Source organism: Sphingopyxis sp. SCN 67-31 (assembly GCF_001725095.1).
This window is the reverse complement of record NZ_MEFH01000172.1, coordinates 1-6,086: the sequence shown is the minus strand read 5'-3', so window position 1 is coordinate 6,086 and position 6,086 is coordinate 1. Positions and strand designations below refer to the sequence as shown.

Below are 6,086 nucleotides of genomic sequence, written 5' to 3'. Positions count from 1 at the left end.
TCTTACGGCAAGGAAATCGGCGAGGAATTCTATCGCGACATCGGCGGCATCCAGTCGGTCGAAATCTTCGTCTTCCACGCGCGTTCGCAAGCGACCGACAAGAAGATCCTCGATCGGCTGCGCAAGGCCGACGGCATCTTCATCGCCGGCGGCGATCAGTCGCGCTATGTGCGTTTCTGGCGCGGCACGCCGGTCAACGAGATCATCGACGCGCATGTCGCGGCGGGCAAGCCGCTCGCCGGGACCAGCGCCGGCCTCGCGATGCAGGGCGAAAAACTCTATGGCGCGATGGACGACGGCAGCATCAAGAGCCCCGAAGCGCTCGCCGATCCGCTCGGCCCGGCGAACACCATCGAAGGCGATTTCCTGCACCTGGCGCTGCTCAAGGGCATCGTCACCGATACGCATTTCAAGGAACGCGACCGGCTCGGCCGCCTTTTCGCCTTCGTCGCCAAGGCGCAGGTCGGACGCGCTGCCGACGCGCCCGCGATGATCGGGCTCGGCGTCGATGAAAGCGCCGCGCTCGCGGTCGAACCCGACGGGTCGGGGCGCATCTATGCGACCGCACCCGACGGCTATGCCTGGGTCGTCGACGGATCGGGACTGCGCAACGTCAGCGACCGCAGGCCGCTCGATGCGCCGCGGGTCAAGGTGACGGGGGTCGGGCCGGGCTCGGTCGTTCACTTGCCCTCGGGCCGCGTCGATGCGCCGGTGTTCGTGCGCAACTATGCCGCGCGCGCGGGCGAACTGGTCGAGGTGCCGCGCTGGTCGCTCGCGATCCATGGCGGCGCCGGGGTCATCAAGCCCGGCTCGCTCACCCCCGACAAGGAAGCCGCCTATCGCGCCGGCCTCGACGCCGCGCTGCGCGCCGGATCGGCGGTGCTCGACAAGGGCGGCCCGGCGCTCGACGCGGTCGCGGCGGCGGTGCGCGTGCTCGAGGACAATCCGCTGTTCAACGCTGGCCGCGGCGCCGTGTTCACCGCCGAGGGGACCAACGAACTCGATTCCGCGATCATGGACGGCGCCACGCTCAAGGCCGGTGCCGTCGCGGGCGTCACGCGCACCCGTCACCCGATCGACCTCGCCCGCGCGGTGATGGACAAGAGCCCGCACGTCCTCTTGGCACGCGACGGCGCCGACCGCTTCTCGGTCGAACAGGGGCTCGAACAGGTCGATCCCGCCTGGTTCCGGACCGATCAGCGGTGGCAGCAGTTGCTTGCCTGGCGCAAGAAGCATCAGGCCGCGCTCGACCCGACGCATCTGTTCGGCACCGTCGGCGCGGTTGCGATCGATGCCGATGGCAATCTCGCCGCCGCGACCTCGACCGGCGGCATGACCGGCAAGCGCTGGGGCCGCATCGGCGATTCGCCGCTCATCGGCGCGGGCACCTATGCCAGCAACGGCCAATGCGCGGTTTCGGCGACGGGATCGGGCGAATATTTCATCCGCGAAAGCGCGGCGCGGCAGGTCTGCGACCGCGTCGCGTGGAAAGGCGAAAGCCTGAACGACGCGGCGCAGGCGACCATCGCGGCGGTCGGTGCGATCGGCGGCGACGGCGGCCTGATCGCGATGGGCCCCGACGGCCGCCCGGTCTTTGCACTCAACGACCTTGGCATGTATCGTGGCCGGATGACGGCCGGGGCGGAACCACAGACGGCGATCTTCGCTGACGAGGCATGGGCGGACTGATGGCGCCGATGACCGTCAGTCTCGACGAGATCGACGATCGCCTGCTCACCCTGCTGCGCGACGATGCGCGCCAGACCATCGCACAGCTTGCGAAGGAACTCGGCATCTCGCGCGGCCAGGTCTATTCGCGGCTCGCGCGGCTGGAAGAGGATAATATCGTCGCGGGCTATACGGTGCGGCTGGGGCAAGCCTTTGCCGCCGGCCGCGTCCGCGCCCATATGATGATCAAGACGCTGCCGCGCTATCATCGCGAGGTCGAGGCCGCCCTCGCCGGCTTCACCCAGGTTCAGGCGATCCACGCGATCAGCGGCGAATATGACATCATCGCGATGCTGGAGGCGGAGGACAGCGCCCTGCTCAACGAACTGATCGACGAGATCGGCCTGCTCGACGGGGTCGAACGCACCACGACGTCGGTCATATTGGTGACCAAGATCGAACGCTGACCCCTTCCCTCCGGCCGGGGCCGGACGGTTCAGTTGGTCCAGTAGATATAGTCCTGCCCGTCCTTCCACGGCGCGTTGAGCGGCACGTCGATCCGTACCGGCCCCTCGATCAGCCCCGGCCAGATCGGCTTGGCCATCCCCTTGTTCTGCGCCTCGATCATCGCGCGAAGCTGCGCGACGCGCTGCGGCTCCTGCGCCGACACGTCATGCTGTTCGGTCGGATCGACGGCAAGGTTATAGAGGCGAACCTTTTCAGGCCGCTTCGTTACCTGCAATTTCCAGTCGCCCGCGCGCACGACGCGATAGTCGCCCGAACGCCAGTACATCGCCTGGCGATGCGCCGGCCCGGCAAGGATATTCTGGCTGTCGACGATGCGATCGGTCGGCACCTTCGCCCCCGCCGCGGCGGCGATCGTCGAATAGATGTCGATATGCCCGGTCACGTCGGCACGGGCAGACCCCGGCGCGATATGGCCCGGCCAGCGCATGAAGAAGGGGGTGCGGATGCCGCCCTCGAAGAAGGTCGCCTTCCATCCCCGATAGGGCGCATTGAGGTGCGGGATGCCGGTGTACCAGGCCCCGCCATTGTCGCTGGTGAAGATGACGAGCGTATTGTCGTCGATCCCCGCCTGCTTGAGCTTCGCCATGACATCGCCGATGCGGCGGTCGAGCTGCGCGATCATCGCGCCGTAAACGCGCGTCTTGTGGTCCTTGATCTGCGGCAGCCGGTCATATTCCTCGCGCGTTGCCTGCAACGGCGTGTGCGGCGCATTGAACGCCAGATACATGAAGAAGGGCCGGTTCTTGTTCGCGTCGATCGCCTTTTCGGCTTCGGCGGCGAAATAGTCGGTCATATGCCCCTGGGGATGAAAGCGCTTGCCGCCGTTGAAGGTGACGGCGTGGCGCAGATTGGCCCAGATGAAACGGTCGATCGGATCCCACGGCAGCTTGGCGTTGACCGTATCGGGATCGTCGTCGGGCAGGAATTTCGCGCCCCCCGCCAGAATCGCGAGGCTTTCGTCGAAGCCCTGCGCATTGGGCTGCAAGCGCGGCGCTTCGCCCAGATGCCATTTGCCGATGTGGATGGTGTGATATCCCGCCGCCTTCACCGCTTCGGCAATGGTAATCTCGCTCGGCGGGACGCCCATGTCGGGATAGTCGGGAATATCGTCGGTGATCAGTTCCTTGTGGAATATCGCCTTCAGCGGGCCAAGGCCGCCGCCATGCGCCAGATTCTCGGCAAAGGCGGTCGGCACCGCGGTGAATTCGAAACCGAAGCGCGTCGGATAGCGGCCGGTCATCATCGCCGCGCGCGACGGCGAACAGGTGGCGTTCGCGGCATAGGCGGTGGTGAAGTTCAGCCCCTGACGTGCCAGCGCGTCGATGTTGGGGGTCTTTACGATCCCCCCCGCAACGCCGCCGCCGTTCAGGCTGATGTCGTTCCAGCCCAGATCGTCGGCGACGATCAGGATGATGTTGGGCGGGCGCTTGGTCCCCGGCGCGGTGACGGGGGCCGCACCCGGCCCCTGCTGCCAGACCACGGCGTGGTTCGGCTGCACCGGGTCGCGCCAGTCCTGGATCATCCCGGGCAGACGATATTTATTCTCCTGAAAACCCCAATAGCCACCCGCGCCGATCAGCGCGACGACGCCCAATGCAATCCAGCGTTTCTTCATCGGTCCCCTCCGGCCCCCTCTAAGCCCATGTCAAAAGCGCGATATGCGCAAGCGCCGCAGCGAGTGCGAGCCCCAGCCCCACCGTGACCCGCGGGCTGGCATAAAAGGCGATCTGTCGCTGCGTCGGGAAAGAGAAGGTCGTCTCGATCCCCAGCGTCTTGTTCGGATGCACGGCGCGAAAGGCCGGATCGGCCGCCATGCGGATCAGGTCGCGGCGGCTGCGGTATCGCATTGTGCCGACCAGCGACCAGCCGGGGTCGGCGGGTGTGTTCCACGCGTCGATATAGCCGCCGACCTTGGCACCGACATAGAGCGGATGCCCGCCGCGCGCGATCAGCCCGCGCACGAAGGGGTCCGAATAGCGGCGCAGCCATTCGCTGCCCGCGCGCGTCTCTCCGCTGGCGGGATCGGTGACCTGGCCGGGCCGCGTGCGGACAAGATTGACCATGACGAATTCGCGCCCGTCGTCGTCCTCCAGAAAGGCGCGCAGGCGAGCGCTGTCGTTGCCCGTTTCCTCCATGCGATCGCCGAGCGTGCCCAGAAAGGCGTCGATCTCGGCCCGCGTCAGCGGGCGGCGGAACCCATCGTAGAACAGCAGGAAGGCGAGCCAGAGCAGCAACGCGCCCGCCCAAATCGCGCCGACAAGAAAAGCCTGCTCCCCCATCATTCCCCCGACTCTTCGGTTGCCCCGAAACTATTGGCACTATATGTGTCATTATATCGGGCGCGGCGCAAGATGCTTCGAAGCGGGCATTGACCACGGCGCCAAGCTGCGCCAGCGGGGAGGACATGACGACAACGGCGAAAGCGGAAGGCGAGGCAAAGGCGAATCCGGCGAGCGAGACGCCCCGGATCGATGGTCGGCGCGAACGCAGCCGGTCGAGCCACAAGCGCATCGTCAAGGCGATGATGGAACTGATCGCCGGCGGCGACCTGATGCCCAGCGCGGCGCGCGTCGCCGACGAAGCCGGGATCGGCATTCGCACCGTCTTCCGCCATTTCGACGATATGGATTCGCTCTATAGCGAGATTTCGGCGACGATCGCCGAACGGGTGATGCCGATCGTCACCGCCCCCTATCTCGACAACGACTGGCGCGCGAACATGCGCGATCTCGCCCGCCGCCGCGTCCGCGTGTTCGAAACGATGCTGCCGTTCCGGCTCGCGGCCAATATCAAGCGCTATCAGTCGCCCTTTCTGATGGCCGAATATGGCCGCGTCATCACGGTCGAGCGCGAACTGGTGATGCGCCTGCTGCCCGCGCCTGTCCTTGCGAACAAGGTGGCGGCGGAGGCGCTATGTGCCACCCTCTCCTTCCAGAACTGGCGCGCGCTGCGGCACGACCAGGGCCTGCCGGCCGAAGAAGCGGGGACCGTCACCGCGCATATGGTCGAAGCCCTGCTTGCCGCGCTTCCGCAAGGCGGCGATCGGTGAAGCGCGGCGCGGCGCTGATCGCTTTCGCCGCGCTGGGCGCCCTGGCCGCATGCGGCGCCAAAAAGACCGAACAGCATGCCGAGGCGCGGACCCCGACCTGCCCGCCGATGCCGGCGCGCGACTATGTCTGGATACCCGGCGCGACCTTCACCATGGGCGCCGACGCGACGCTGCCCGAAGAGGCACCGGCGCGCGAGGTTTCGGTCAAGGGCTTCTGGATGGCGACGCATGAGGTGACGAACGCCGAATTCGCCGAATTCGTGAAGGCGACCGGCTACAAGACGCTTGCCGAGAAGGACCCGCCGAAACTGCCCGGCGCGCCGCCCGACATGCTGATCCCCGGTTCGGCGGTGTTTACCGCGCCGACCGACGGCAATCCCAACTGGTGGCGCTGGGTCGTCGGGGCCGAATGGCGGCATCCCGAAGGGCCGAAGACCGGCATCGCCGGCCGCGACCGCGATCCGGTGGTCCAGGTCGGTTACGACGACGCGCTCGCCTATGCGCGCTGGAAGGGCAAGGCGCTGCCCGACGAGGCGCAATGGGAGCTTGCCGCCGCAACCGGCGGCGCGCGGCGCGATGTCCCTATCGATGCAAACGGCAAGCCGACCGCCAACTATTATCAGGGCGTCTTCCCGGTCCGCGACCTCGGCACCGACGGCTTCAAGAGCCGCGCGCCCGTCGCCTGCTTCCCCGCCGACAAGCACGGCGTCCACGACCTGATCGGCAATGTCTGGGAATGGACGGCAAGCGCGATCGACCCCGACCGCAATGTCATCAAGGGCGGCAGCTTCCTGTGCGCGGCAAATTATTGCGCGCGCTATCGCGCCGCCGCGCGCCAGTT

The 6,086-nt window shown here is 67.0% G+C and carries 6 protein-coding genes; 4 read left to right on the top strand and 2 right to left on the bottom strand.

Annotated features, from left to right (window positions below; translation table 11 throughout):
* Nucleotides 1-1,689: isoaspartyl peptidase/L-asparaginase (locus ABS88_RS22925; protein ID WP_286750691.1), on the top strand; the 1,689-nt coding region annotated here is incomplete at its 5' end.
* Nucleotides 1,689-2,135 (top strand): Lrp/AsnC family transcriptional regulator, encoded by a 447-nt coding sequence (locus ABS88_RS22920; protein ID WP_040590524.1) that lies wholly within the window; start codon nucleotides 1,689-1,691, stop codon nucleotides 2,133-2,135. The genes ABS88_RS22925 and ABS88_RS22920, both read left to right, overlap by 1 nt.
* 29 nt (nucleotides 2,136-2,164) lie before the next feature.
* On the opposite strand, the gene ABS88_RS22915 is transcribed toward ABS88_RS22920, so the two are convergent.
* Together ABS88_RS22915 and ABS88_RS22910 are read right to left on the bottom strand one after the other, a co-directional pair.
* Nucleotides 2,165-3,811 (bottom strand): sulfatase-like hydrolase/transferase, encoded by a 1,647-nt coding sequence (locus ABS88_RS22915; protein ID WP_286750690.1) that lies wholly within the window; start codon nucleotides 3,809-3,811, stop codon nucleotides 2,165-2,167.
* A gap of 19 nt (nucleotides 3,812-3,830) precedes the next feature.
* Nucleotides 3,831-4,478, bottom strand: coding sequence for a hypothetical protein (locus ABS88_RS22910; protein ID WP_062901829.1), 648 nt, complete (start codon nucleotides 4,476-4,478; stop codon nucleotides 3,831-3,833).
* A 122-nt stretch (nucleotides 4,479-4,600) separates the two neighbouring features.
* Here ABS88_RS22910 and ABS88_RS22905 point away from each other — a divergent pair, with 122 nt between their 5' ends.
* Complete coding sequence (locus ABS88_RS22905; RefSeq protein ID WP_062901828.1) at nucleotides 4,601-5,245, top strand: TetR/AcrR family transcriptional regulator; 645 nt, start codon at nucleotides 4,601-4,603, stop codon at nucleotides 5,243-5,245.
* The coding region (locus ABS88_RS22900; RefSeq protein WP_286750689.1) for an SUMF1/EgtB/PvdO family nonheme iron enzyme at nucleotides 5,242-6,086 on the top strand (845 nt) is incomplete at its 3' end. The genes ABS88_RS22905 and ABS88_RS22900, both read left to right, overlap by 4 nt.